Genomic DNA, 23934 nt, shown 5'->3' with positions numbered 1-23934 from the left:
CTGGACCAGGGATTGCCTGGCACATTAAAGCAGGAATACCGCTGACTTCCCAATGTGCCCATGGCGACTGGTCCGATGCGGGATGGCATCAGGCTTCAAGAGGCCTATAATGCGCGCCGGTTTTTCGGGGTTTGGCCATGAGTACAGATGATCCACGCTTTGCCGGTGTTGCCCGGTTATACGGAGACAACGGTCTGCAGCGCCTGCGCGAGGCCCATGTGGCTATCGTCGGTATCGGCGGTGTTGGCTCCTGGGCAGCTGAAGCCATGGCGCGAAGCGGTGTGGGGGAAATATCGCTGTTCGACCTCGATGATGTTTGCGTCAGCAACACCAATCGTCAGTTGCACGCCCAGGAAGGCAACATTGGTCGCGCCAAGGCTGAGGTCATGGCAGAGCGGCTGCGCGCGATCAACCCGGCGTGCAAGGTACATGCGGTGGTTGATTTCGTGACCAAGGAAACCCTCCCTGAATACATCGGCGAGCACATCGACTGTGTGATCGATTGTATCGATAGTGTCATGGCCAAGGCTGCGCTCATTGGTTGGTGCAAGCGCCACAAGGTCACCATTATCAGCACCGGTGGTGCCGGTGGGCAGATAGATCCTACCCAGATCCGCGTCGCTGACCTGAACAAGACCTTCAACGACCCGCTGGCGTCGCGAGTGCGTTCAACCTTGCGTCGCGACTATGGCTTTTCGCGCACGGTCACCCGCAACTACAGTGTGCCCTGCGTGTTTTCCACCGAGCAACTGCGCTATCCCAAGGGTGACGGCAGCGTGTGCCTGCAGAAGAGCTTTGTCGGTGAAGGGGTCAAACTCGATTGTTCGGGCGGCTTCGGTGCCGTGATGATGGTCACGGCGACGTTTGGCATGGTTGCCGCCAGCAAGGCGGTGGAAAAATTGGTAGCGGGTGCACGTCGCCCAAGTGAGCGTCAGGCTCAGTTGCCAGCGGCAAGCTGAGCCATACGCTGCAGCACGGCATTCAGGCCGTTGCTGCGCGAAGGGGAAAGCTGGCGCCCGAGTCCTAGCTGGTTGAACCAGCCGGGCAGGTCGAGTTGTTGCAGCTCGGCATTGGTCAACCCCTCTACCCGTACCAGCAGCAGCGCCAGCAGCCCGCGGATGATTCGGGCATCGCTGGCACCTTTGAAGCGCCAAAGCCCATCCTCTTGTTCGGCAACCAGCCAGACCTGGCTTTCACAGCCATGAACCCGGTTGGATTCTGACTTTTGCGCATCGCTCAACGGCGCCAGGCGCTCGCCCCATTGCATCAGCAAGCGCGCGCGCTGCTCCCAGCCAGTCGCTTGCTCGAAGCTGAGCAGCGCATTCTGTGCATTGTCGGACAGCTTCATTGCAGCAGCTCCAGGGCTTGATCCAGTGCCTCGAAGAAGCGCTGTAGGTCGTCTGAGTCGTTGTACAAGGCCAGCGATACGCGAATAGCGCCGTCCAGGCCCAGGGACTTGAGCAGCGGCATGGCGCAGTGATGCCCGGCGCGTACGGCGATCCCCTGTTCGGTCAGCATGTGCGCAAGGTCGGCGTTGTGGACACCTTCGACCACAAAGCTGGCCAGGGCTAGCTGTGGTTGACCCAACACACGGATGCCTTCGCGATCATTCAATCCGCGCAATAGACTGCGGTGCAGGCCGGCTTCGTGTGCGCAAACCGCAGTGGCATCGAGCCCTGCAAGGTAGTCCAGGCTGGCACCCAGGCCGATGACACCGGCAATTGGCGGCGTGCCGGCCTCGAAGCCCAGAGGCGCCGGGCGGAAGCTGGCGCTCTGGTAGTCGGCCACGTGGACCATCTCGCCACCGTACTGCCAATGTCTCAGGCGGGCCAGTGCTTCGCTGCGGCCGTAGAGCACGCCAACCCCGTCTGGACCGTAGAGTTTGTGGCTGGAGAATACATAGAAATCGCAACCGAGCTGTTGCACGTCCTGGCGAGCATGGACCACGCCCTGGGCGCCGTCGACGACGGTCAACGTCCCTTGCGCGCGGGCGTGGGCCAACAGCGGGGCAAGTGGCTGCCAGGCGCCAAGCACGTTGGACAGTTGGCTGACTGCCAACAGCCGGGTGCGCGGGCCGATCAATTGCAGCGCGACTTCAAGATCAATCAGGCCTCGGCTGTCCAGGGGTAGAACGACCAGCTTGAGTCCACGGCGATGAGCCAATTGTTGCCACGGCAATAGGTTGGCATGGTGCTCAAGCGCACTGATGGCGATTTCATCCCCACTTTCAAACCCACTTTCCAGGCCGTAGGCCAACAGGTTCAACGCTGATGTGGCGCCGTGGGTGAAAATGATTTGTTGTGCATCGCTGGCATTCAGCCAACCTGCAACTTTTTCCCGGCTTCGTTCAAACGCCTGGGTAGCGAGGGCGCCTGGAAGGTGTTGGGCACGGTGCACATTGGCAGCACCATGGCCGTAATAATGGCTCAAGGCATCGAGCAGATTCTGCGGTTTTTGTGTGGTAGCAGCGTTGTCCAGGTAGGTCTGGTGCTGGCGCTGCAGAGCGGCGATGGCTGGAAAATCAGCGCGCCAAGGGGAAGGCTGGAACATGATGGTCGGACCTGAAAATCGGGCCTGGCGTTAGGCCAGACCCGATGGTACCACTTAGTTGTGAGCGTGCAGCGCTTCGTTCAGCTCGATGGCCGACTTGTGGGTTTTGCACTCTACGGCGCCGTTCAGCGAGTTGCGACGGAACAGCAGGTCGGTCTGGCCAGCCAGATCACGGGCCTTGACGACCTTGACCAGTTGGTTGTTCTCGTCCAGCAGGTTCACCTTGGTTCCGGCAGTGATGTACAGGCCGGCTTCAACGGTGTTGCGGTCGCCCAGCGGAATGCCGATACCGGCGTTTGCGCCGATCAGGCAGCCTTCGCCGACTTTGATCACAATGTTGCCGCCGCCTGACAGGGTGCCCATGGTCGAGCAGCCACCACCGAGGTCCGAACCCTTGCCGACGAATACGCCAGCCGAGACGCGGCCTTCGATCATGCCTGGGCCTTCGGTGCCGGCATTAAAGTTGACGAAGCCTTCGTGCATGATGGTAGTGCCTTCGCCGATGTAGGCACCCAGGCGCACGCGGGCGCTGTCGGCGATGCGAACGCCAGCTGGCACCACGTAGTCGGTCATTTTCGGGAACTTGTCTACCGAGAACACTTCCAGCAGCTCGCCTTTCAGGCGCGCTTCCAGTTGTTGCCCGGCCAGTTCGGCGAGGTCCACTGCGCCCTGGCTGGTCCAGGCCACGTTAGGCAGCAACGGGAAGATGCCAGCCAGGCTCAGGCCGTGAGGTTTGACCAGGCGATGCGAAAGCAGATGCAGCTTAAGGTACGCTTCTGGTGTCGAGGTCAAGGCAGCATCTTCTGCCAATACCGTGGCGACCAGGGGTTTGTTGCTTTCGGCAAGGCGGGTCAGGAGGGCCGCCTGGGCAGCGTCGACACCCTTGAGGGCGTCAGCCAACTGTGCTGCCTGGGTGTTGCTGAAAGCGATGGCCTGGTTGCCGCCTTCGTAGCCCAGCACGGGGGTGATCGCGGCGACCAGTTCGGCGCTCGGGTTGATCAATGGTTGGGCGTAGAAAACTTCCAGCCAGGCGCCTTGACGGTTTTGGGTGCCGACACCGAAGGCCAGGCTGAACAGAGTAGTGGACATGCAGTTACCTCTTGCGAATTAGAGTGAAAGCGTGGCGCCGTGTTACTGGAGGGCGGCCGCGTACAGGTCTGGCTTGAAACCGACAAGGGTCCGTTCGCCAAGGTCGAGCACCGGGCGCTTGATCATCGACGGTTGGGCTAGCATCAATTCGATGGCTTTGTTCTGGTCGAGGTCGGCCTTCTGGGCGTCTTCAAGCTTGCGGAAGGTCGTGCCGGCACGGTTGAGGACCGTTTCCCAGCCGTGCTCGGTGCACCAGCGGGTCAGGCTCTCACGGTCGATGCCTTGGCTCTTGTAATCGTGAAAGTCGTAATCCAGGCCTTTGTCTTCCAGCCAGGTACGGGCTTTCTTCATAGTGTCGCAGGCCTTGATTCCATAAAGGTGCAATGGCGTGTCGCGTTTGGTCATGTCTTGCCCCTCCTGGGAAAAAATGGTGAAGGATTATGCCACGGTCGGCCGAATTGGGTTGGCCTTGGCGAAGCACTTTGTAGCATTGTGTTACAGGTTTTGGCAGCCTCTGCGACTTTTGTGCAGCGGTGCGTCAGCAGCCTGAACGGCTACTATGTCGTTTCAATGGCAATGTCCAGAATGGGCAAATGGTGCGCCGTTGACTGTTTGAATTGAAAGGAACACGCCGTATGCAATCAGCCTATACCGTTCTCATCCTGCTGATGCTGGTGAGTGTCTCCAAACTTGTTGGCCGGGTGATCCCGTTGCCGTTGCCGCTGGTGCAGATCGGCGCTGGCGCCTTACTTGCCTGGCCGACACTCGGCTTGCATGTGGCGCTTGACCCTGAACTGTTCCTGTTTCTGTTTCTGCCGCCCTTGCTCTTCGCTGACGGGTGGCGCATGCCCAAGCGTGACCTCTGGCGCCTGCGCGGTCCGATCCTGACGCTGGCTGTGGGCCTGGTGCTGTTCACGGTGGTCGGGGCTGGCTACTTCATTCACTGGATTCTACCGAGCATTCCATTGCCAGTAGCTTTTGCCCTGGCCGCAGTGCTGTCGCCCACCGATGCTGTAGCGGTATCGGCCATTAGCCAGGATCGTCTGCCAACCCCTTTGATGCACATGCTCCAGGGCGAAGCGCTGATGAATGATGCAACGGGCCTGGTGACGTTCAAATTTGCCCTGGCAGCAGCCATCACCGGCGCGTTTTCACTGACCGAAGCCAGTTTCACCTTTGTTCTGGTGGCGCTTGGCGGTCTGGCCATCGGTGTGGCGTTGAGTTGGTTGGTAGGGCGTCTGCGCGCCTGGATGATCGCCCGTGGCTGGGACGATCCGGCGACTCACGTGGTGTTCATGCTGTTGCTGCCGTTTGCCGCTTATGTACTTGCCGAACGCCTGGGGGCATCAGGGATACTCTCGGCAGTGGCAGCGGGCATGATGCAGAGTTGGCTTGACCTGTTGCCTCGGCAGACCAGCACTCGCTTGCTCAATCGCAGCGTCTGGTCGCTGTTGGAGTTCAGTTTCAATGGCCTGATCTTCCTGTTGTTGGGTTTGCAGCTGCCAGACATCATCAAGGCTGTGACCAGTCACGAAGCGTCGTTGTGGCCAACCTTGTTGTGGCGTTGCCTGGATGTAGTAGCGATCTTCGCAGTGTTGCTGGTTCTGCGCTTTGTCTGGGTGCAAAGCATTTGGCGCTTGATTGGGGTGATCCGTCGCTGGCGTGGCAAGGAAGACCTGGTGCTGGTGCCCAATGCTCGTTCCTGCTGGTTGTTGACCATCGGTGGCGTGCGTGGCGCAGTGACCTTGGCCGGTGTTATGTCGGTGCCGTTGCTGATCAGTGCGGGCACGGCCTTTCCGGAGCGAGACCTGCTGATATTCATTGCTGCCGGGGTGATTCTGTTGTCACTGGTTTCGGCCTGCATAGCCTTGCCTTTGTTGCTGCGAGGAGTAGCGAAGAGCCCCGACGACACCATGCGTCAGGAGGCTAAAGAAGCTTGGCGGCGCACCGCAGAGGCGGCAATTCACGCGCTGGAAGCCGAAGACCTGACTGAGCCGGGTGCGCCTCAGGATGCAGCACAGTCGGCATTGGCAGCGGAATTGAAGGCGAGGTTGATGGCTGAATACCGCCATCAGTTGGACAGCTACAACGACAGCGCCGAAGCTCAGGCGCTAGCGGAGCAGATGGACTTGCTGGAGCGGCGTTTGCGCCTGCGTGCGCTGCGTGCCCAACGTCTGGAGCTGTATAAGCTGCACCGTGATCACCAGATAGGCGATGACGTGGTGCGGGAGGTATTGGGGGAGCTCGACATGAGTGAAGCGAATCTGGGCGCGGTGAAATAGCCTCACGCTCGCGTGTTTGCCAGCTTGAGGGGCACGCATCGCCCCTCAAGGTGATCAAGTTGCACTTAATGCTGCAGGAATGTACGGATCCGCTCGGCCGCTTCCACACACTCGGCCAGGGGCGCAACCAGCGCCATGCGCACACGTCCGGCCCCCGGATTGACACCCATCACTTCACGCGACAAGTACGAGCCTGGTACCACGGTCACGTGCTGGGTTTTGTATAGGTCACGACAGAACTCGGCATCATCGCCAGGTACCTTGGCCCATAGGTAGAAGCCACCATCCGGGCGTTGCACGTCGAGCACCGGCGCCAGGATTTCCAGCACGGCATCGAACTTCTCACGGTACAGGTCGCGGTTGGCCAGTACGTGCGCTTCATCGTTCCAGGCGGCAATGCTTGCCAGCTGGGTTTGCACAGGCATGGCGCAGCCGTGGTAGGTGCGATACAGCAGGAACGGCTTGATGATCTCGGCGTCGCCGGCGACAAAGCCCGAGCGCAGGCCTGGCAGGTTGGAGCGCTTGGACAGGCTGTGGAACACCATGCAACGCTTGAAATCACTCCGGCCTAGCTCTACGCAGGCGCTGAGCAGGCCCGGTGGCGGGGTTTGTTCGTCGAAATACAGTTCGCTGTAGCACTCGTCGGCGGCAATCACGAAGTCGTGCTCGTCCGCCAGGGCAATCAGCTTTTTCAGGGTTTCCATCGGCACCAACGCGCCAGTGGGGTTGCCGGGGGAGCAGATGAACAGGATCTGGCAACGCTTCCAGGTTTCGGCCGACACCGCATCGAAGTCAGGGTTGAAACCATTGCTGTCCAGGCACGGCAGGTAGTGCGGGGTGGCGCCTGCCAGCAGGGCCGCACCTTCGTAGATCTGGTAGAACGGATTAGGGCTGATAACCAGGCCGTCGGCGCTGCGATTGACTACCGCTTGGGTGAAGGCAAACAGCGCTTCGCGGGTGCCATTGACCGGCAGCACGTGTTTGTCGGCATCCAGCCAGGCGCTTGGTACGCCAAAGCGACGTTCGCACCAGCGCGTAATGGCCTGGCGCAACGCAGGCAGGCCTATGGTGGTCGGGTAAACGGCCATCTGTTGCAGGCTGTCGGCCAGGGTTTGGGCGACGAACGCTGGCGACTCATGCTTGGGCTCACCGATCGACAAGGCGATGGCGCGTTTGTCGGCGGCAGGCTGGACGCTGCCGAGCAAGGCGCGCAGTTTCTCGAACGGGTAGGGCTGAAGCTGAAGCAAATCAGAGTTCATCGGCGCGGGGTCTCGTCAAACGTTAAATGGTCAGGCGGGAAATCGGTGCCACGGCGGCCATGTCGGCGCGCAATTGCTCGACAATGGCGTCCTGCAGGCGGCTGCACAGTTGTGGGTCGGACAACGGTTGGTTATCGGCATCGGTAATGAAGAACACGTCTTCGACCCGTTCGCCGAGGGTGGCAATCTTGGCGTTTTGCAGCGACAGGTCGAACTCCAGGAAAATCTTGCCGATTCGCGCCAGCAGGCCTGGGCGGTCGGGAGCACTGAGTTCGAGAATCGTTACTGGACGCTGGGCGTCGTTGTGAATAGTGACCTGTGGGGCAAAGTTGAAGTGCTTGAGCTGACGCGGCACCCGACGTTTGATGATGGTCGGGTAGTCGTCCGGATTGCGCAGGGCATCGCTTAAGCCATCGCGAATTTCCTTCACCCGCTGCGGGTTGTCACCGATGGAGCCGCCATCGTTATCGAGCACGATGTAGGTATCGAGGGTGAACTGGCTGCTTGAGGTGATGATGCGGGCATCATGGATGTTCAGGTTGAGCTGGTCCATGGCCGCTACGGTCACGGCAAAGAAGTCGTGCTGGTCGGGTGCATAGATGAAGATTTGCGTGCCGCCCTCAAATTCTCGCTGGGTGGTTTCCTTGATCAGCACCAGGGGGCCACCGTCGGCAGGTTGCTGCAGGATCGCGTCGCTGTGCCAGGCCACATCGGCTGCTGTGTGGCGCAAGAAGTAGTCATCGCCCAGTTGCGCCCAGAGCTGTTCGACGTCGTCGGGGTCGGTGCCTTCGCGAATCAGAATGTCCAGTGCTGCGCTCTGGGTCTGGCGGATCTGCTCTTCCCGGTCCAGCGGGTTTTCCAGGCCGCGGCGCAAGGCACGCTTGGTCTCGGTGTAAAGCTGGCGCAACAGGCTGGCGCGCCAGGAGTTCCACAGGCTGGGGTTGGTGGCGTTTATGTCGGCCACGGTCAGCACGTAGAGGTAGTCCAGGTGAGTCTCGTCGCCTACCAGCTGGGCAAAGTCGTGAATAACCTGCGGGTCGGACAAATCCTTGCGCTGGGCGGTGGTCGACATCACCAGGTGATTCTGGACCAGCCAGACGATCAGGCGGCTGTCCCAGGCCGGCAACTGGTGGCGTGCGCAGAACGCCTGGGCATCCACGGCGCCCAACTCCGAGTGATCACCCTGACGACCCTTGCCGATGTCATGGTACAAGCCAGCCAGGTAGATCAGTTCAGGCTTGGGTAGGCGGCCCATCAGTTTGCTGGCCAACGGGAATTTCTCGGAGACCGGGGTGTACTGCAGTTTGCGCAGGTGCTTGATCAAGTTCAGGGTATGGGCATCGACCGTATAGATATGGAACAGGTCGTGCTGCATTTGCCCGATAATCAAGCCGAACTCTGGCAGGTAGCGGCCAAGAATGCCGTAGCGGTTCATGCGCCGCAGATTGCGATGGATACCGATTTCGCACTTGAACAGCTCGATGAACAAGCTGGTGTTGCGAATATCGTTGCGAAACTCATCGTCGATCAGGTGGCGATGTTCGCGTAACAGGCGAATGGTGTCGGCGCGCGCCCCTTTGATCTCGGGGTGCTGAGCCATCAGCACGAAAATTTCCAGGATGGCGAAGGGCGTACGCTTGAATACGTTCGGCCGCACCGCCTCGATATAGCCGTCGTGCAACCTGAAACGCGCATTCAGCGGCTGGGTGTTGCCGCTGTCGTCGTCGAGGATGACCTCTTCGAAGTGCTGGATGATCAGGTCGCTGAGCTCGGCAATGCTCATGACCACTCGATAGTACTGCTGCATGAACTGTTCAATGGCACGTTTCGGGTTGTCATCGGTAAATCCGAGCAACGCGGCGATGCTGCGTTGATGATCGAACAGCAAGCGGTCTTCAGCACGTCCGGCGAGCATGTGCAGGGCGTAGCGAACCTTCCAGAGGAATTCCTGGGAGGAGGCCAGCAGGGCGTTCTCACTCTCAAGCAGAAAGCCTTCATCGGCCAGGGCATGCAAGTTGAGGGTGCCGTATTGGCGGCGGGCGATCCACAACACGGTCTGGATGTCGCGCAGGCCGCCGGGCGAGCCTTTGACGTTGGGTTCCAGGTTGTATTCGGTGTCGTTGTACTTGTGGTGCCGAGCCTTTTGCTCTGAGCGCTTGGCCAGGAAGAATTCCTTGCTCGGCCACATATGGGCCGTGCTGGTCACCTCGAGCATGCGTTGGCGCAGTCGCTCGGGACCAGCGATGGTGCGGCTTTCCATCAGGTTGGTAACGACGGTCAGGTCGGCGCTGGCCTGCTCGGCACATTCATCGACCGAGCGTACGCTTTGCCCTACTTCCAGGCCGATGTCCCAGAGCAGGGTCAGAAAACGCTCTATAGAGTCGCGAAACACCTCGTGATCTGCACTGTCGAGCAGAATCAGCAGGTCGATGTCGGAGTAGGGGTGCAACTCACCCCGTCCGTAACCACCGACTGCCACCAGGGCAATGTCGGCATCATCGCTCCAATCGAACTGATTCCACGCCTGTTGCAGGATGTTATCGACGAACCAGGCGCGGTCTTCGATCAGTCGGCGGATCTCCCTGCCTTCACGAAAGCGCTTGTCCAGCGCTTCGCCAGCGCGGCGGATGGCCTTCTTGAAGGCTGCAATTGGGCTAGACTTTAGAGCCAGTTCTGCCTGGAACTGGCCGCGGTCGAACAGCTCGGGATCCACCTGGGGCATTGAGTCACTTTCCTGTTTGAATCAGGCCGACGTGCGGGGAATGGTGTCGTCTTTACGCAGGGTGAAGATTTCGTAGCCAGTCGCCGTTACCGCTAGCGTGTGTTCCCACTGCGCCGAGAGTTTGCGGTCCTTGGTGATGGCGGTCCAACCGTCGCCGAGCACTTTGGTGTCGGCGCGCCCTTGGTTGATCATCGGCTCGATGGTGAAGGTCATACCTTCCTTTAGTTCCATGCCGGTGCCAGCACGACCGTAGTGCAGGATTTGCGGCTCTTCGTGGAACACTTTACCGATGCCGTGGCCGCAGAACTCGCGGACCACCGAGAAACCGTTCTTCTCGGCGTGCTTCTGGATCACTTCGCCGATATCGCCCAGGCGGCAGCCCGGCTTGACCAGCTCGATGGCCTTGTACATGCATTCCTGGGTAACCTGGGACAGACGCTCAGCCCAGACCGGCACGTTGCCGACATGGAACATGCGGCTGGTGTCGCCGTGGTAGCCATCCTTGATAACGGTGACGTCGATGTTCAGGGTATCGCCGTCCTTGAGCGGCTTGTCACCTGGGATGCCGTGGCAAACAACATGGTTGACCGAGGTGCAGATCGACTTCGGGAAGCCTTTGTAGTTGAGTGGAGCCGGGATCGCCTTCTGTACGTTGACAATGTAGTCGTGGCACAGACGGTCGAGCTCTTCGGTGGTGACGCCAGGCTTGACGTGCTCCTCGATCATCTCCAGCACTTCAGCGGCCAGGCGGCCGGCGACGCGCATCTTTTCGATGTCTTCGGCGGTTTTAATGGTGACGGTCATTGCAGGCTCTCTACGGCGCATAGATGCGCGAATAAACTGGGGGAAAGCTCGGATTCTACCAGAGCCGCGCCCGCTCGGGCGGCTATGGCAGCGATGCAGCCTTTATATAGGGGCATTTTGGCGCGATTAACGTGTCGGTGCAAAACCCTGTAACAGCGCAAGCGTTGAGCCGGTGGTACGGGGCTTACCCCGTGTTCGAACCCGCTAGGTGAGGCCTGGAGTGCAACCTCGTGAGGCAGTGGTGCGTACTGATGCTAAATCGGGTTCCGTTCGCTGCGCTTCTATGATATAAAATGCGCCGCTTTACGGGGATAGCCTCGTGAGCTTAAACCCACACACGTGTCGACACGATGACCTGGGTGCCCTCGATCTGCGGATCCTGGGTTGGTCATTGGGATACGTGGAGGCCCAACCCGACTTATCAAGGAACTATCATGTCCCAAGTCAACATGCGCGATATGCTGAAGGCCGGTGTGCACTTCGGTCACCAAACCCGTTACTGGAACCCGAAAATGGGTAAGTACATTTTCGGTGCGCGCAACAAGATTCACATCATCAACCTTGAAAAAACCCTGCCAATGTTCAACGACGCACTGACTTTCGTCGAGCGTCTGGCCCAGGGCAAAAACAAGATTCTGTTCGTCGGCACCAAGCGTTCCGCTGGCAAGATCGTTGCTGAAGAAGCAGCACGTTGCGGTTCGCCGTACGTGGATCACCGCTGGTTGGGCGGCATGCTGACCAACTACAAAACCATTCGTGCTTCGATCAAGCGCCTGCGCGACCTGGAAACCCAGGCCGAAGACGGCACTTTCACCAAGCTGACCAAGAAAGAAGCGCTGATGCGCTCCCGTGATCTGGAAAAACTGGATCGCAGCCTGGGCGGTATCAAGGACATGGGCGGCCTGCCTGATGCCCTGTTCGTGATCGACGTTGACCACGAGCGCATTGCTATCACCGAAGCCAACAAGCTGGGCATCCCGGTAATCGGCGTTGTCGATACCAACAGCAGCCCAGAAGGCGTTGACTACATCATCCCAGGTAACGATGACGCCATCCGCGCTATCCAGCTGTACATGGGTTCGATGGCTGACGCAGTAATTCGTGGTCGCAACAACGTTGCTGGCGGCACCGAAGTTTACGCTGAAGAAGCAGCACCAGCTGCTGAGTAATTGACGCCTGGCGTCTACTCGGCACGCAAAAAGGGGGCTAGGCCCCCTTTTTGCCACCTTGAAATCCTCTTGTCAGCATCGCCGTTGCAATCTTGTTGGGCATGAGTGCTGGTGAGTGGATTTACAGAATTGAACGCCCGTCAAGTATCGGGTGGAATGGTTGAAAACCTATCCAAGAGGAATTTGAAATGGCAGCAATTACTGCAGCGCTGGTTAAAGAACTGCGTGAGCGTACCGGCGAAGGCATGATGGATTGCAAGAAAGCCCTTGAAAAGGCTGACGGCGACATCGAAAAAGCCATTGATGACATGCGCGCTTCGGGCGCCATCAAGGCTGCTAAAAAGGCTGGTAACGTTGCCGCTGAAGGCGCAATCGCCATCAAGGCTGACGACAAGTCTGCCGTTCTGCTGGAAGTTAACTCGCAGACCGACTTCCTGGCCCTGCAAGACGACTTCAAGAACTTCGTTGCTGAAAGCGTTGAACAAGCTTTTGCCGAAAAACTGACCGACGCCGCTCCCCTGATCGCATCGCGTGAAGCTGCTCGTGAAGCCCTGGTTGCCAAGGTTGGCGAAAACGTCAACATTCGCCGCCTGGTGCGCGTTGAAGGTGACGTCGTTGGTACTTACCTGCACGGCAACAAGATTGGTGTTGCAGTTGTCCTGAAGGGCGGTGACGTCCAGCTGGCCAAAGAAATCGCCATGCACGTTGCTGCCAGCAACCCTGAGTTCCTGCTGCCGTCGGAAGTTTCGGCTGAAGCGATCGAGCGCGAGAAGAATGTCTTCCTGACGCTGAACGAAGAGAAGATCAAGGGCAAGCCTGAGAACATCGTCGAGAACATGGTCAAAGGCCGTATCTCGAAGTTCCTGGCCGAAGCTAGCCTGGTCGAGCAAGCGTTCGTCATGAACCCAGAAATCAAGGTCGGTGATCTGGCCAAGAAAGCTGGCGCTGAAATCGTTTCCTTCACCTACTTCAAAGTAGGCGAAGGCATCGAGAAGCCAGTCGACAACTTCGCCGAAGAAGTTGCCGCTCAGCTGGCTGCTGCCAAGCAGTAAGACAGACTCACATCTGTCGCCCCAAAGAGGCTGCCCGCTTACGCGCGCAGCCTCTTTGTCAAAGCGGTAGCGGTTTACAAAGCCGTTGTCCGCTGGCGCAGTAGCTGCGCCACGCTAGAGTTACGCGCAGGCTGAAAGCAGCCCGCAAGATTTTTTTTCAAACGCCGCAGGAGAGATTCGCAATGGCTCAGCAGGGCAGTGGTTATCAGGCTCGCTATAAACGCATTCTACTCAAGCTTAGCGGCGAGGCCCTGATGGGCTCGGAAGAATTCGGGATCGACCCCAAGGTCCTGGATCGCATGGCGCTGGAAGTTGGCCAACTGGTCGGTATCGGTGTCCAGGTAGGCTTGGTAATCGGTGGTGGCAACCTGTTCCGTGGTGCGGCGCTCAGTGCAGCCGGCATGGATCGCGTCACTGGCGACCACATGGGCATGCTGGCTACTGTAATGAACGCCCTGGCCATGCGCGATGCGCTGGAGCGCGCGAACATCACCGCTATCGTCATGTCCGCCATTTCCATGGTTGGCGTGACCGATCACTACGATCGCCGCAAAGCCATGCGTCACCTCAACGCCAAAGAAGTTGTAATCTTCGCTGCCGGTACCGGTAACCCGTTCTTCACCACTGACTCTGCCGCTTGCCTGCGCGCCATCGAAATCGATGCCGACGTGGTATTGAAGGCAACCAAGGTCGATGGTGTATACACTGCAGATCCATTCAAAGACCCGCATGCCGAGAAGTTCGATCATCTGACCTACGATGAAGTGCTGGATCGCAAGCTGGGCGTGATGGATCTGACAGCAATCTGCCTGTGCCGAGACCACAAGATGCCGTTGCGCGTCTTCAACATGAACAAGCCCGGCGCCCTGCTGAATATCGTGCATGGTGGCGCGGAAGGTACTCTGATCGAGGAAGTTCAAAAATGATCAACGAAATCAAGAAAGACGCCGAACAGCGCATGCAAAAGTCGGTGGAATCCCTGGCACATAACTTCGGTCGAATTCGAACCGGCCAGGCGCACCCAAGCATCCTTGAAGGTGTGATGGTGCCGTACTACGGCGCAGATACCCCGATCAAGCAAGTTGCGAACATCACTGTTAAAGATGCACGTACCCTGCAAGTAGTTGCCTTCGAACGCAACATGCTGGGCGCGGTAGACAAGGCTATTGGTAGTGCGGGCCTGAACCTGAACCCGACCAACCTCGGTGAGCTGCTGCTGATCACCATGCCGGCGCTGACCGAAGAAACCCGCAAGGGCTTCACCAAGCAGGCGCGTGATATTGCAGAAGACGCTCGTGTTGCCGTGCGCAACATTCGTCGTGATGCAAACAGCCAGCTCAAGGATCTGGTCAAGGAAAAGGAAATCAGCGAAGACGAAGAGCGCCGTGCTGGCAGCGATATCGACGACCTGACCAAAAAGTACGTCGCCAAGATCGATGCCGATCTGGCTCAGAAAGAAAAGGACCTGATGGCCGTTTAAGGGTCGGGACTTTTTTTAATGGAAAAGACCAAACAGGGTGTGTCCCCATCGGTGCCGCGCCATGTCGCGATCATCATGGATGGGAATAATCGCTGGGCGAAGAAGCGCCTGTTGCCCGGTGTTGCCGGGCACAAGGCAGGCGTCGACGCAGTGCGCGCGGTCATTGAAGTGTGCGCCGAGGCCAAGGTCGAGGTCTTGACCCTGTTCGCCTTCTCCAGCGAAAACTGGCAACGACCGGCCGAAGAGGTCGGTGCGTTGATGGAGCTTTTCTTCTCGGCCTTGCGCCGGGAAGCCAAGCGCCTCAATGACAACAACATCAGTTTGCGCATCATTGGTGATCGCTCGCGCTTTCACCCTGAGCTGCAGGCTGCCATGCGTGAGGCTGAAGCGCTGACCGCTGGCAGCAACCGCTTCATTCTGCAGATTGCCGCCAACTATGGCGGCCAGTGGGATATCGCCCAGGCCGCCCAGCGCCTGGCGCGTGAGGTACAGGCCGGTCATCTGCGTGCAGATGACATCACCCCTGAGCTCTTACAGACCTGCCTGGCTACAGGTGATCTGCCATTGCCCGATCTGTGCATCCGCACCGGTGGCGAGCACCGCATCAGCAACTTCCTGTTGTGGCAGCTGGCTTATGCCGAGCTGTACTTCTCCGACCTGTTCTGGCCGGACTTCAAACACGAGGCCATGCGCACTGCGCTGGCCGATTATGCTTCGCGCCAGCGCCGCTTCGGGAAAACCAGCGAGCAGGTCGAAGCTGGAGCCCGTGCTTAATGCTTAAACAACGCATCATCACTGCGCTGATTCTGTTACCAATCGCCCTGGGGGGCTTTTTCCTGCTCGATGGCGGGGATTTTGCCCTGTTCATTGGCCTGGTGGTTACCCTGGGTGCCTGGGAGTGGGCGCGACTGGCAGGGCTGGTGGCGCAAACCGTGCGTGTGGCCTACGCCGCCGTGGTGGCCGGGCTGCTGATGCTGCTCTACCTGATGCCGGACCTGGCACCCTGGGTGTTGGGCGCGTCGGTTTTGTGGTGGGGTGTGGCGACTTGGCTGGTACTGACCTATCCCCGGACCAGTGAGTTGTGGTCCAGCGTCGCCTGCCGTTTGCTTATCGGCCTGTTGATTCTGCTGCCTGCCTGGCAAGGCCTGGTGTTGCTCAAACATTGGCCACTGGGCAATTGGTTGATCATGGCCGTCATGGTGCTGGTTTGGGGGGCGGATATCGGTGCCTACTTCTCTGGCCGTGCTTTCGGTAAGCGCAAATTAGCCCCGCAGGTGAGCCCGGGCAAGAGTTGGGAGGGCGTCTACGGGGGGCTTGCGCTAAGTCTGGTCATAACGCTGGTGGTCGGCCTGAATCGTGACTGGAGCGTTGCACAGTTGCTGCTGGGCCTGCTGGGTGCTGCTGTTGTGGTGTTGGTTTCGGTGGTGGGTGATCTGACCGAGAGCATGTTCAAGCGTCGCTCCGGGATCAAGGACAGCAGCAATCTGCTACCGGGTCACGGTGGCGTGCTTGACCGTATCGACAGCCTCACCGCCGCCATTCCGCTGTTTGCCGTGCTGCTGTGGGCAGCCAACTGGGGCGTGATGTGAGCAGCTTGCAGCGTATTACCGTTCTCGGTGCGACCGGTTCCATTGGGCTGAGCACCCTGGATGTCATTGCTCGCCACCCCGAGCGCTATCAAGTATTTGCCCTGAGCGGCTATTCGCGTCTGGACGAGTTGCTTGCACTGTGCCTGCGTCATGCGCCGGTGTTCGCCGTGGTGCCGTCGGCCCAGGCGGCCGAACAGTTGCGCGCAGGCCTGACGGCGGCCGGATCGGCTACCGAGGTGCTGGAAGGCGAGGCTGGCTTGTGTCAGGTTGCTGCCGCCGCCGAAGTCGACGCGGTAATGGCAGCGATTGTCGGCGCGGCAGGCTTGCGTCCAACCCTGGCCGCCGTCGAGGCCGGCAAGAAGGTCCTGCTGGCCAACAAAGAAGCGCTGGTTATGTCCGGCGCCCTGTTTATGCAGGCGGTGCAGCGCAGTGGCGCTGTATTGCTGCCAATCGACAGCGAGCACAATGCAATTTTCCAATGCCTGCCTGGCGACTACGCTCGTGGCCTGTCGCAGGTAGGTGTACGACGCATTCTGCTGACCGCATCCGGTGGGCCGTTTCGCGAAACACCGGCAACTGAACTGGCGCAAGTCACTCCGGAGCAGGCGTGCGCCCACCCGAATTGGTCGATGGGTCGTAAAATTTCGGTCGATTCAGCGAGCATGATGAACAAAGGCCTTGAGCTGATTGAGGCGTGCTGGTTGTTCGACGCGCGCCCGAGTCAGGTCGAGGTGGTGGTGCATCCGCAGAGTGTGATTCACTCGTTGGTCGATTATGTCGATGGATCGGTATTGGCCCAGTTGGGCAATCCGGATATGCGCACGCCGATTGCCAACGCCCTGGCGTGGCCGCAGCGGATCGACTCTGGAGTGGCCCCGCTTGATTTGTTCGCCATTGCCCGCCTGGACTTTCAGGCGCCCGATGAACAACGTTTTCCATGCTTGCGCCTGGCGCGTCAGGCAGCCGAGGCGGGTAATAGCGCCCCAGCAATGCTTAATGCTGCCAATGAAGTAGCGGTGGAGGCATTTCTGCAGCGGCGCATTCGCTTCCCGCAGATCGCGAGTATGATCGAACAAGTGCTCGACCAGGAGCCGGTCGTAGCGGTGCAAACGCTCGACGCGGTATTTGCCGCTGATCAGCGGGCCCGGCAGTTGGCTGGGCAGTGGTTGAACCATCACGGGCGCTAATGCAGGGCGCCTGGTTGGGCTGAACGTCATTCGGAGAAAGATATGAGTGCGCTCTACATGATTATCGGCACCCTGGTGGCATTGGGTGTGCTGGTCACCTTTCACGAATTCGGTCACTTCTGGGTGGCCAGGCGTTGTGGCGTCAAGGTTCTGCGTTTTTCCGTAGGTTTCGGTATGCCCCTGTTTCGCTGGCATGACCGCCACGGCACGGAGTTCGTGATCGCGGCGATTCCGCTGGGTGGTTACGTAAAGATGCTCGACGAGCGTGAAGGCGATGTTCCGCGTGATCAGATCGAGCAGTCTTTCAATCGTAAGTCGGTACGCCAGCGCATTGCGATTGTCGCGGCCGGACCTATAGCCAACTTCCTTCTGGCCATTTTGTTTTTCTGGGTGCTGGCAATGCTTGGCACTCAGCAGGAACGTCCGGTCATTGGTGGCGTTGAGTCGGGCAGCATTGCTGAGGTCGCCGGCCTGAAGGCTGGTCAGGAAATTGTTTCCATTGATGGCAAGGCGACCAATGGTTGGTCGGCTGTCAATTTGCAGTTGATTCGCCGTTTGGGCGAGAGCGGTCAGTTGCACATCAATGTGCGTGAAGAAGGCGCTACGGTCGACAGCGCTCACGTACTGACTCTCGATAACTGGCTCAAGGGCGCTGACGAACCCGATCCAATTCGTTCGTTGGGCCTGCGCCTGTGGCGCCCGGCGTTGCCGCCGGTATTGGCCGAGCTGGACCCTAAAGGGCCGGCCAAGGCGGCGGGCCTGCAACCCGGTGATCGCCTGTTGACGCTTGACGGTACTGCGCTTAATGACTGGCAGCAGGTCGTCGATACTGTACGTGGGCGGGCGGGCAGCAAGGTCTTGCTGCAAGTCGAGCGCAACGGCGCAACGCTGGATGTTCCGGTTACGCTGGCCAGTCGTGGCGAGGGCAAGTCGGCGAGTGGTTACCTTGGGGCTGGCGTAAAGCCAGTGAAGTGGCCTGATGCCATGCTTCGCGAAGTTAGCTATGGGCCGCTGGAGGCCGTGGGAGAGGGGCTTTCGCGGACCTGGAACATGAGCGTCCTTACCTTGGAATCGCTGAAGAAAATGCTGTTCGGCGAGCTCTCGGTAAAAAACTTGAGCGGACCGATAACCATTGCTAAAGTGGCGGGCGCTTCAGCCCAGTCAGGTGTTGGGGATTTCCTTAATTTCCTCGCCTACCTGAGCATTAGCCTGGGGGTTCTTAATTTGCTGCCCATTCCAGTACTGGATGGGGGGCATTTGCTGTTTTACCTGATCGAATGGGCGCGTGGTCGTCCGCTTTCGGATCGGGTGCAGGGTTGGGGGATTCAAATCGGTATCAGTTTGGTAGTCGGGGTGATGTTGCTTGCCCTGATCAACGATTTGGGTCGACTGTAAAGCTTCGCTCAATTGCGAACCTGTCGCGTCCCGCGGCGGGTCGTTTATTGCCAGTTGGAATAAGAAAGGACTTCATGAAACGTCTGTTGCTAACTGCGGTTCTCGCCGTACTGATGATCGCTGAAGTTCACGCCGAGTCCTTCACCATCTCCGATATTCGTGTAAACGGTCTGCAGCGGGTATCCGCGGGCAGCGTTTTCGGTGCTCTGCCATTGAACGTCGGAGATGAAGCTGACGACCGTCGCCTGGTGGATTCCACCCGTGCGTTGTTCAAGACCGGCTTCTTCCAGGACATCCAACTGGGTCGTGACGGCAACGTCCTGATCATCACCGTGGTCGAGCGTCCTTCGGTTTCGAGTATCGAAATTGAAGGTAACAAGGCAATCAGCACTGAAGACCTGATGAAAGGTCTGAAACAGTCTGGCCTGGCCGAAGGCGAGATTTTCCAGCGCGCAACCCTTGAAGGCGTACGTAACGAGCTGCAACGTCAGTACGTTGCCCAAGGTCGTTATTCGGCAGAGGTAGAGACCGAGGTCGTGCCACAGCCGCGTAACCGAGTTGGTCTGAAGATCAAGATCAACGAAGGTACCGTTGCTGCCATCCAGCACATCAACGTGGTTGGCAACACTGTCTTCCCAGAAGAAGACCTTGTCGGACTGTTCGAGCTCAAGACCACCAACTGGTTGTCGTTCTTCAAGAACGATGACAAGTACGCCCGTGAAAAACTCTCCGGTGACCTGGAGCGTCTGCGTTCCTACTACCTGGACCGCGGCTACATCAACATGGACATCGCTTCCACCCAGGTGTCGATCACCCCGGACAAAAAGCACGTCTACATCACTGTCAACGTCAACGAAGGCGAGAAGTACACCGTTCGTGACGTGAAGCTGTCCGGTGACCTCAAGGTTCCGGAGGACCAGGTCAAGTCATTGATGCTGGTGCAGCCAGGCCAGGTGTTCTCACGCAAGGTGATGACCACCACTTCCGAGCTGATCACCCGTCGTCTGGGTAACGAAGGCTATACCTTCGCCAACGTTAACGGCGTGCCGCAGCCTAACGACCAGGACCATACTGTCGACATCACTTTCGTTGTCGATCCGGGCAAGCGTGCCTACGTCAACCGCATCAACTTCCGCGGCAACACCAAGTCTGAAGACGAAGTGCTGCGTCGCGAAATGCGCCAGATGGAAGGTGGCTGGGCTTCGACCTACCTGATCGATCAATCCAAGACTCGACTGGAGCGTCTGGGCTTCTTCAAGGAAGCCAACGTCGAGACCCCGGCAGTTCCAGGAACCGACGACCAGATCGACGTCAACTACAGCGTTGAAGAACAAGCTTCCGGTTCGATTACAGCCAGCGTCGGTTTCGCTCAGAGCGCCGGTCTGATCCTCGGCGGTTCCATCAGCCAGAGCAACTTCCTGGGCACCGGTAACAAGGTTTCCCTCGGCCTGACGCGCAGTGAATACCAGAGCCGCTACAACTTCGGCTTTGTGGACCCCTACTGGACTGCCGATGGCGTCAGCCTGGGTTACAACGCCTTCTATCGCACCACTGACTACGATGACCTTGACGTCGACGTTGCCAGCTATGCGGTTGACAGCCTGGGTGCGGGCGTAAGCGTCGGCTACCCGATCAGCGAAACTTCGCGTCTGACCTTCGGCCTGACCGTACAGCAGGATGAAATCAAGACCGGTAAATACACCGTCGACGAGATCTTCGATTTCGTTAACGAGGAAGGTGACAAGTACCTGAACTTCAAGGCGTCCGCCGGCTGGTCCGAGTCGACCCTGAACAAAGGCGTGCTGGCTACCCGTGGCCACTCCCAGAGCCTGGTGCTCGAGGCAACCACTCCAGGCAGCGACCTGTCGTTCTTCAAACTCGACTACCGTGGCCAACTGTTCAAGCCAATTAACAACGACTACACCCTGCGCCTGCACACTGAGTTGGGCTATGGTGATGGTTTCGGTGGTACTTCGGGCCTGCCGTTCTACGAGAACTACTATGCCGGTGGTTTCAACTCGGTTCGTGGCTTCAAGGACAGCAGCCTGGGTCCACGCAGTACCCCAAGTAACGGTCACAACCCGGGCACCATTGCCGACCCGGATCAGGATCCGCTGCCGTTCGGTGGTAACGTCCTCGTACAGGGTGGTGTAGAACTGCTGTTCCCGCTGCCGTTCGTCAAGGACCAACGCTCGCTGCGCACCTCGGTATTCTGGGATGTGGGTAACGTGTTCGATACCAACTGCGGCTCCAAGCCCGATTGCGAGAAGGTCGGCCTGTCGGGCCTGGCCAGCTCCGTCGGTCTGGGCGTCACCTGGATTACCGCGCTCGGTCCGTTGAGCTTCAGCCTGGCAATGCCGGTCAAGAAGCCGGACGAAGCCGATACCCAGGTGTTCCAATTCTCTCTGGGCCAGACCTTCTAAGGTCTGCCCCTTGCTAACGACATCGGATTCTGTAGGAGTGCATCGTGCGTAAGTTGACCCAACTGGCAGTACTGGCTGCGACCCTGATCGCAACCCCGGCTTTCGCCGAAATGAAGGTTGCTGTCCTGAACTATCAAATGGCATTGCTCGAATCGGACGCGGCGAAAAAATACGCTGTCGATGCCGAGAAGAAGTTCGGCCCGCAGCTGACCAAGCTGAAAAACCTGGAAAGCAGCGCCAAAGGCATTGCCGACCGTATCCGTGCCGGTGGCGACAAGATGGCTCAACCAGAGCGCGAGCGTCTGGAGCTTGAGTACAAGCAAAAGGCCCGTGACTTCCAGTTCCAGTCCAAGGAGCTGAACGAGTCCAAGGCTGTTGCCGACCGTGAAATGCTCAAACAGCTGAAGCCAAAGCTCGATGGCGCTGTTGAAGAAGTGATCAAGAAGGGCGGTTTTGACCTGGTGCTCGAGCGTGGCGCGGTGATTGATGTCAAACCTCAGTACGACATCACTCGCCAAGTCATCGAGCGCATGAATCAGTCCCGTTGAACATGACTGTGACCATGAAGCTCGGTCAGTTGGCCGAGTTCCTCGGGGCCACCTTCAGTGGCCCCGAGGAGCTGGAAATCACTGGCCTGGCGACGCTTCAGGAAGCCGGGCCGGGACAATTGAGCTTTCTTGCCAATCCGCAGTACCGCAAGTACCTGGGTGACAGCAAGGCGGCGGCAATTCTGCTCAAGGCAGCCGATGCCGAAGGTTTTGCCGGCAATGCGCTGATTGTTCCAGATCCGTACCTCGCCTACGCGCGGATATCCCACCTGTTCGATCCAAAGCCTAGGGCTGTAGCGGGAATTCATCCCAGCGCCGTGGTAGCCGACGATGCGCAGGTCGATGCCAGTGCAAGTATTGGTGCCTGTGCGGTGATCGAGAGCGGTGCGCAAATCGGTCCGGGTGTGACGATCGGTGCCCAATGCTTCGTCGGTGCGCGTTGCGTGATCGGCGAAGGTGGCTGGCTGGCTCCGCGAGTAACCCTGTACCACGATGTGCGCATCGGTAAGCGGGTTGTAATTCAGTCCGGTGCAGTTATCGGTGGTGAAGGCTTTGGCTTTGCCAACGAGAAAGGCGTCTGGCAGAAGATCGCCCAGATCGGTGGCGTCAGTATTGGCGATGATGTCGAAATCGGTGTCAACACTGCAGTCGACCGTGGCGCACTGGCAGATACCCGGATCGGAAACGGGGTTAAGCTCGACAACCAGATCCAGATCGCCCATAACGTACAGATCGGTGATCACACGGCGATGGCGGCTTGCGTCGGCATTTCCGGTAGCACCAAGATTGGCAAGCACTGCACTATTGCCGGCGGTGTCGGCATGGTGGGACATATTGATGTCTGCGACGGTGTTTTCGTATCGGGCATGACCATGGTCACACGCTCTATCACCGAGCCTGGGGCCTATTCTTCCGGTACGGCGATGCAGCCGCTGGGCGAGTGGCGCAAGAGCGCCGCACGGATTCGCCAGCTCGACGAAATGGCGAAACGTCTTCAACAGTTGGAAAAGCGTGTCGAGGTCGTGACCTCGGACAGCCAGCCTTCATCAGAAGGCTGATACCATTTCCTGATCGAGAGTGAATAGCCGCAGGCTGACTCTTTGATTTTGCAAAAGGAGCGCCTGGCAAAAGCAGGCGCTCCCTATCTTTACTACAGGCTTCCCCCCGAAATGATGGACATCAACGAGATTCGCGAATACTTGCCTCACCGTTACCCGTTCCTGCTGGTGGACCGGGTAGTGGAACTGGACGTAGAGGCTCAGCGCATTCGTGCCTACAAGAATGTCAGCATCAACGAACCTTTCTTCAATGGTCACTTTCCGGCGCACCCGATCATGCCGGGCGTCCTGATCATCGAAGCGATGGCCCAGGCAGCTGGTATCCTTGGCTTCAAGATGCTGGATGTTAAGCCTGCGGACGGTACGCTGTACTACTTCGTCGGTTCCGACAAGCTGCGGTTTCGTCAGCCTGTACTGCCGGGCGATCAGTTGATCCTGGAAGCCAAGTTCATCAGCTGTAAGCGCCAGATCTGGAAGTTTGAATGCCAGGCGTCGGTCGACGGCAAGCCAGTGTGCTCGGCCGAGATCATCTGCGCGGAACGCAAACTATGAGTTTGATTGACCCTCGGGCAATCATCGATCCGTCGGCGAAGATCGCCGATGGCGTCGAGGTTGGTCCTTGGTCTATCGTCGGTGCTGGTGTAGAGATCGGGGAGGGGACCGTCATTGGTCCGCATGTGATCCTCAAGGGTCCTACCCGAATTGGTCGGCACAATCGTATCTACCAGTTCTCATCGGTAGGCGAAGATACCCCCGACCTCAAGTACAAGGGTGAAGCTACACGCCTGGTAATCGGTGATCACAATGTCATTCGTGAGGGCGTAACCATCCATCGTGGAACCGTCCAGGATCGTTCGGAAACCACCTTGGGCGATCACAATCTGATCATGGCCTACGCGCACATCGGCCATGACAGCGTCATCGGTAATCACTGCATCCTGGTCAACAATACGGCGTTGGCCGGCCATGTTCATGTTGACGACTGGGCGATTCTCTCCGGGTTTACCCTGGTGCATCAGTTTTGCCATATCGGCGCTCACAGCTTTTCCGGCATGGGTACCGCCATCGGCAAGGATGTACCGGCTTATGTAACGGTGTTCGGCAACCCGGCTGAAGCACGTAGCATGAACTTCGAGGGCATGCGCCGTCGTGGATTCAGTGAAGAAGCCATTCATGCCCTGCGCCGCGCCTACAAAGTTGTCTATCGCCAGGGACTGACGGTCGAGCACGCGATTGCCGAACTGGCCGAGCCTGCATCCCAGTTCCCTGAAGTCGACGTATTCCTCAAGTCGATCCAGAACTCTACCCGCGGCATCACGCGCTGATC

Annotated in this window: 22 protein-coding genes; 15 read left to right on the top strand and 7 right to left on the bottom strand. The window is 58.7% G+C overall.

Annotation, left to right across the window (positions count from 1 at the left end; genetic code table 11):
• Nucleotides 1-137 precede the first annotated feature (137 nt).
• The gene (tcdA, locus tag H8F21_RS12210) at nt 138-959 is read left to right on the top strand and encodes a tRNA cyclic N6-threonylcarbamoyladenosine(37) synthase TcdA (protein WP_203476076.1); all 822 of its coding nucleotides are present in this window, start codon (nt 138-140) and stop codon (nt 957-959) included.
• On the opposite strand, the gene H8F21_RS12205 is transcribed toward tcdA, so the two are convergent.
• From H8F21_RS12205 to H8F21_RS12190, 4 genes are read right to left on the bottom strand one after another with little or no spacing between them, the layout of a single operon-like run.
• The gene (locus tag H8F21_RS12205; RefSeq protein WP_203476075.1) at nt 938-1348 is read right to left on the bottom strand and encodes a SufE family protein; all 411 of its coding nucleotides are present in this window, start codon (nt 1346-1348) and stop codon (nt 938-940) included. The two genes, tcdA and H8F21_RS12205, sit on opposite strands and share 22 nt — an antisense overlap.
• Nucleotides 1345-2550, bottom strand: a complete 1206-nt coding sequence (locus H8F21_RS12200; protein WP_203584414.1) for an aminotransferase class V-fold PLP-dependent enzyme — start codon at nt 2548-2550, stop codon at nt 1345-1347. Before H8F21_RS12200 ends, H8F21_RS12205 begins: the two co-directional genes overlap by 4 nt.
• Nucleotides 2551-2604: 54 nt before the next feature.
• Nucleotides 2605-3639: a 2,3,4,5-tetrahydropyridine-2,6-dicarboxylate N-succinyltransferase gene (gene dapD, locus H8F21_RS12195; RefSeq protein WP_136477831.1), complete on the bottom strand. Its 1035-nt coding sequence runs from the start codon at nt 3637-3639 to the stop codon at nt 2605-2607.
• A 42-nt stretch (nt 3640-3681) separates the two neighbouring features.
• Nucleotides 3682-4044 (bottom strand): ArsC family reductase, encoded by a 363-nt coding sequence (locus tag H8F21_RS12190; RefSeq protein ID WP_203542026.1) that lies wholly within the window; start codon nt 4042-4044, stop codon nt 3682-3684.
• A 230-nt stretch (nt 4045-4274) separates the two neighbouring features.
• On the opposite strand from H8F21_RS12190, the gene H8F21_RS12185 reads away from it, so the two are divergent.
• Entirely contained in the window at nt 4275-5921 is a 1647-nt protein-coding gene (locus H8F21_RS12185) for a Na+/H+ antiporter (RefSeq protein WP_203476072.1), read from the top strand.
• Between the two features lie 65 nt (nt 5922-5986).
• Here H8F21_RS12185 and dapC read toward each other — a convergent pair whose 3' ends face one another.
• Genes dapC through map form a run of 3 tightly spaced genes read right to left on the bottom strand, consistent with a single transcriptional unit; the run spans nt 5987 to nt 10706 of the window.
• Nucleotides 5987-7180, bottom strand: coding sequence for a succinyldiaminopimelate transaminase (gene dapC, locus H8F21_RS12180; RefSeq protein ID WP_203584413.1), 1194 nt, complete (start codon nt 7178-7180; stop codon nt 5987-5989).
• A gap of 22 nt (nt 7181-7202) precedes the next feature.
• Entirely contained in the window at nt 7203-9902 is a 2700-nt protein-coding gene (locus tag H8F21_RS12175; RefSeq protein WP_203584412.1) for a [protein-PII] uridylyltransferase, read from the bottom strand.
• A 21-nt stretch (nt 9903-9923) separates the two neighbouring features.
• Nucleotides 9924-10706, bottom strand: a complete 783-nt coding sequence (gene map, locus H8F21_RS12170) for a type I methionyl aminopeptidase (RefSeq protein ID WP_203476069.1) — start codon at nt 10704-10706, stop codon at nt 9924-9926.
• 434 nt (nt 10707-11140) lie between these two features.
• Here map and rpsB point away from each other — a divergent pair, with 434 nt between their 5' ends.
• The 13 genes from rpsB (at nt 11141) to lpxA (ending at nt 23932) form a co-directional block, all read left to right on the top strand.
• The gene (rpsB, locus tag H8F21_RS12165) at nt 11141-11875 is read left to right on the top strand and encodes a 30S ribosomal protein S2 (protein ID WP_130263453.1); all 735 of its coding nucleotides are present in this window, start codon (nt 11141-11143) and stop codon (nt 11873-11875) included.
• Nucleotides 11876-12063: 188 nt separating this feature from the next.
• On the top strand, nt 12064-12927 hold the full coding sequence (gene tsf, locus H8F21_RS12160; RefSeq protein ID WP_203476068.1) for a translation elongation factor Ts: 864 nt from the start codon (nt 12064-12066) through the stop codon (nt 12925-12927).
• Between the two features lie 182 nt (nt 12928-13109).
• Nucleotides 13110-13853 (top strand): UMP kinase, encoded by a 744-nt coding sequence (gene pyrH, locus H8F21_RS12155; RefSeq protein ID WP_016392310.1) that lies wholly within the window; start codon nt 13110-13112, stop codon nt 13851-13853.
• Nucleotides 13850-14407, top strand: a complete 558-nt coding sequence (gene frr / locus H8F21_RS12150) for a ribosome recycling factor (RefSeq protein ID WP_203584411.1) — start codon at nt 13850-13852, stop codon at nt 14405-14407. The genes pyrH and frr overlap by 4 nt, the downstream gene beginning before the upstream one ends.
• An 18-nt stretch (nt 14408-14425) precedes the next feature.
• Complete coding sequence (gene uppS, locus H8F21_RS12145) at nt 14426-15181, top strand: polyprenyl diphosphate synthase (RefSeq protein WP_136477823.1); 756 nt, start codon at nt 14426-14428, stop codon at nt 15179-15181.
• Nucleotides 15181-15996 carry a phosphatidate cytidylyltransferase gene (locus H8F21_RS12140; RefSeq protein WP_203476066.1) on the top strand — a complete coding sequence of 272 codons (816 nt, stop codon included), beginning with the start codon at nt 15181-15183 and terminating at the stop codon, nt 15994-15996. The genes uppS and H8F21_RS12140 overlap by 1 nt, the downstream gene beginning before the upstream one ends.
• The gene (ispC, locus tag H8F21_RS12135) at nt 15993-17183 is read left to right on the top strand and encodes a 1-deoxy-D-xylulose-5-phosphate reductoisomerase (RefSeq protein WP_203542023.1); all 1191 of its coding nucleotides are present in this window, start codon (nt 15993-15995) and stop codon (nt 17181-17183) included. The genes H8F21_RS12140 and ispC overlap by 4 nt, the downstream gene beginning before the upstream one ends.
• Before the next feature lie 42 nt (nt 17184-17225).
• Complete coding sequence (rseP, locus tag H8F21_RS12130) at nt 17226-18578, top strand: RIP metalloprotease RseP (RefSeq protein ID WP_203584410.1); 1353 nt, start codon at nt 17226-17228, stop codon at nt 18576-18578.
• 74 nt (nt 18579-18652) lie between these two features.
• Nucleotides 18653-21001, top strand: coding sequence for an outer membrane protein assembly factor BamA (gene bamA / locus H8F21_RS12125; protein ID WP_203476063.1), 2349 nt, complete (start codon nt 18653-18655; stop codon nt 20999-21001).
• Between the two features lie 44 nt (nt 21002-21045).
• On the top strand, nt 21046-21549 hold the full coding sequence (locus tag H8F21_RS12120) for an OmpH/Skp family outer membrane protein (RefSeq protein ID WP_038996736.1): 504 nt from the start codon (nt 21046-21048) through the stop codon (nt 21547-21549).
• A gap of 2 nt (nt 21550-21551) precedes the next feature.
• Nucleotides 21552-22607, top strand: a complete 1056-nt coding sequence (gene lpxD, locus H8F21_RS12115; protein ID WP_408004444.1) for a UDP-3-O-(3-hydroxymyristoyl)glucosamine N-acyltransferase — start codon at nt 21552-21554, stop codon at nt 22605-22607.
• A 111-nt stretch (nt 22608-22718) separates the two neighbouring features.
• Nucleotides 22719-23159 carry a 3-hydroxyacyl-ACP dehydratase FabZ gene (gene fabZ, locus H8F21_RS12110; protein WP_010224833.1) on the top strand — a complete coding sequence of 147 codons (441 nt, stop codon included), beginning with the start codon at nt 22719-22721 and terminating at the stop codon, nt 23157-23159.
• Entirely contained in the window at nt 23156-23932 is a 777-nt protein-coding gene (gene lpxA / locus H8F21_RS12105; RefSeq protein ID WP_203476061.1) for an acyl-ACP--UDP-N-acetylglucosamine O-acyltransferase, read from the top strand. Before fabZ ends, lpxA begins: the two co-directional genes overlap by 4 nt.
• The last annotated feature ends 2 nt before the right edge of the window (nt 23933-23934 follow it).

The organism is Pseudomonas arcuscaelestis, from assembly GCF_016881005.1.
Taxonomy (GTDB): Bacteria; Pseudomonadota; Gammaproteobacteria; order Pseudomonadales; family Pseudomonadaceae; genus Aquipseudomonas; species Aquipseudomonas arcuscaelestis.
This window is presented reverse-complemented; position numbering and strand designations above follow the sequence as displayed.

What these genes read in the sequence shown, in the direction of transcription:
- tcdA (WP_203476076.1), top strand. Translation starts at nt 138, where the DNA reads ATGAGTACAGATGATCCACGCTTTGCCGGTGTTGCCCGGTTATACGGA.
- H8F21_RS12205 (WP_203476075.1), bottom strand. Translation starts at nt 1,348, where the DNA reads ATGAAGCTGTCCGACAATGCACAGAATGCGCTGCTCAGCTTCGAGCAA.
- H8F21_RS12200 (WP_203584414.1), bottom strand. Translation starts at nt 2,550, where the DNA reads ATGTTCCAGCCTTCCCCTTGGCGCGCTGATTTTCCAGCCATCGCCGCT.
- dapD (WP_136477831.1), bottom strand. Translation starts at nt 3,639, where the DNA reads ATGTCCACTACTCTGTTCAGCCTGGCCTTCGGTGTCGGCACCCAAAAC.
- H8F21_RS12190 (WP_203542026.1), bottom strand. Translation starts at nt 4,044, where the DNA reads ATGACCAAACGCGACACGCCATTGCACCTTTATGGAATCAAGGCCTGC.
- H8F21_RS12185 (WP_203476072.1), top strand. Translation starts at nt 4,275, where the DNA reads ATGCAATCAGCCTATACCGTTCTCATCCTGCTGATGCTGGTGAGTGTC.
- dapC (WP_203584413.1), bottom strand. Translation starts at nt 7,180, where the DNA reads ATGAACTCTGATTTGCTTCAGCTTCAGCCCTACCCGTTCGAGAAACTG.
- H8F21_RS12175 (WP_203584412.1), bottom strand. Translation starts at nt 9,902, where the DNA reads ATGCCCCAGGTGGATCCCGAGCTGTTCGACCGCGGCCAGTTCCAGGCA.
- map (WP_203476069.1), bottom strand. Translation starts at nt 10,706, where the DNA reads ATGACCGTCACCATTAAAACCGCCGAAGACATCGAAAAGATGCGCGTC.
- rpsB (WP_130263453.1), top strand. Translation starts at nt 11,141, where the DNA reads ATGTCCCAAGTCAACATGCGCGATATGCTGAAGGCCGGTGTGCACTTC.
- tsf (WP_203476068.1), top strand. Translation starts at nt 12,064, where the DNA reads ATGGCAGCAATTACTGCAGCGCTGGTTAAAGAACTGCGTGAGCGTACC.
- pyrH (WP_016392310.1), top strand. Translation starts at nt 13,110, where the DNA reads ATGGCTCAGCAGGGCAGTGGTTATCAGGCTCGCTATAAACGCATTCTA.
- frr (WP_203584411.1), top strand. Translation starts at nt 13,850, where the DNA reads ATGATCAACGAAATCAAGAAAGACGCCGAACAGCGCATGCAAAAGTCG.
- uppS (WP_136477823.1), top strand. Translation starts at nt 14,426, where the DNA reads ATGGAAAAGACCAAACAGGGTGTGTCCCCATCGGTGCCGCGCCATGTC.
- H8F21_RS12140 (WP_203476066.1), top strand. Translation starts at nt 15,181, where the DNA reads ATGCTTAAACAACGCATCATCACTGCGCTGATTCTGTTACCAATCGCC.
- rseP (WP_203584410.1), top strand. Translation starts at nt 17,226, where the DNA reads ATGAGTGCGCTCTACATGATTATCGGCACCCTGGTGGCATTGGGTGTG.
- bamA (WP_203476063.1), top strand. Translation starts at nt 18,653, where the DNA reads ATGAAACGTCTGTTGCTAACTGCGGTTCTCGCCGTACTGATGATCGCT.
- lpxD (WP_408004444.1), top strand. Translation starts at nt 21,552, where the DNA reads ATGACTGTGACCATGAAGCTCGGTCAGTTGGCCGAGTTCCTCGGGGCC.
- fabZ (WP_010224833.1), top strand. Translation starts at nt 22,719, where the DNA reads ATGATGGACATCAACGAGATTCGCGAATACTTGCCTCACCGTTACCCG.
- lpxA (WP_203476061.1), top strand. Translation starts at nt 23,156, where the DNA reads ATGAGTTTGATTGACCCTCGGGCAATCATCGATCCGTCGGCGAAGATC.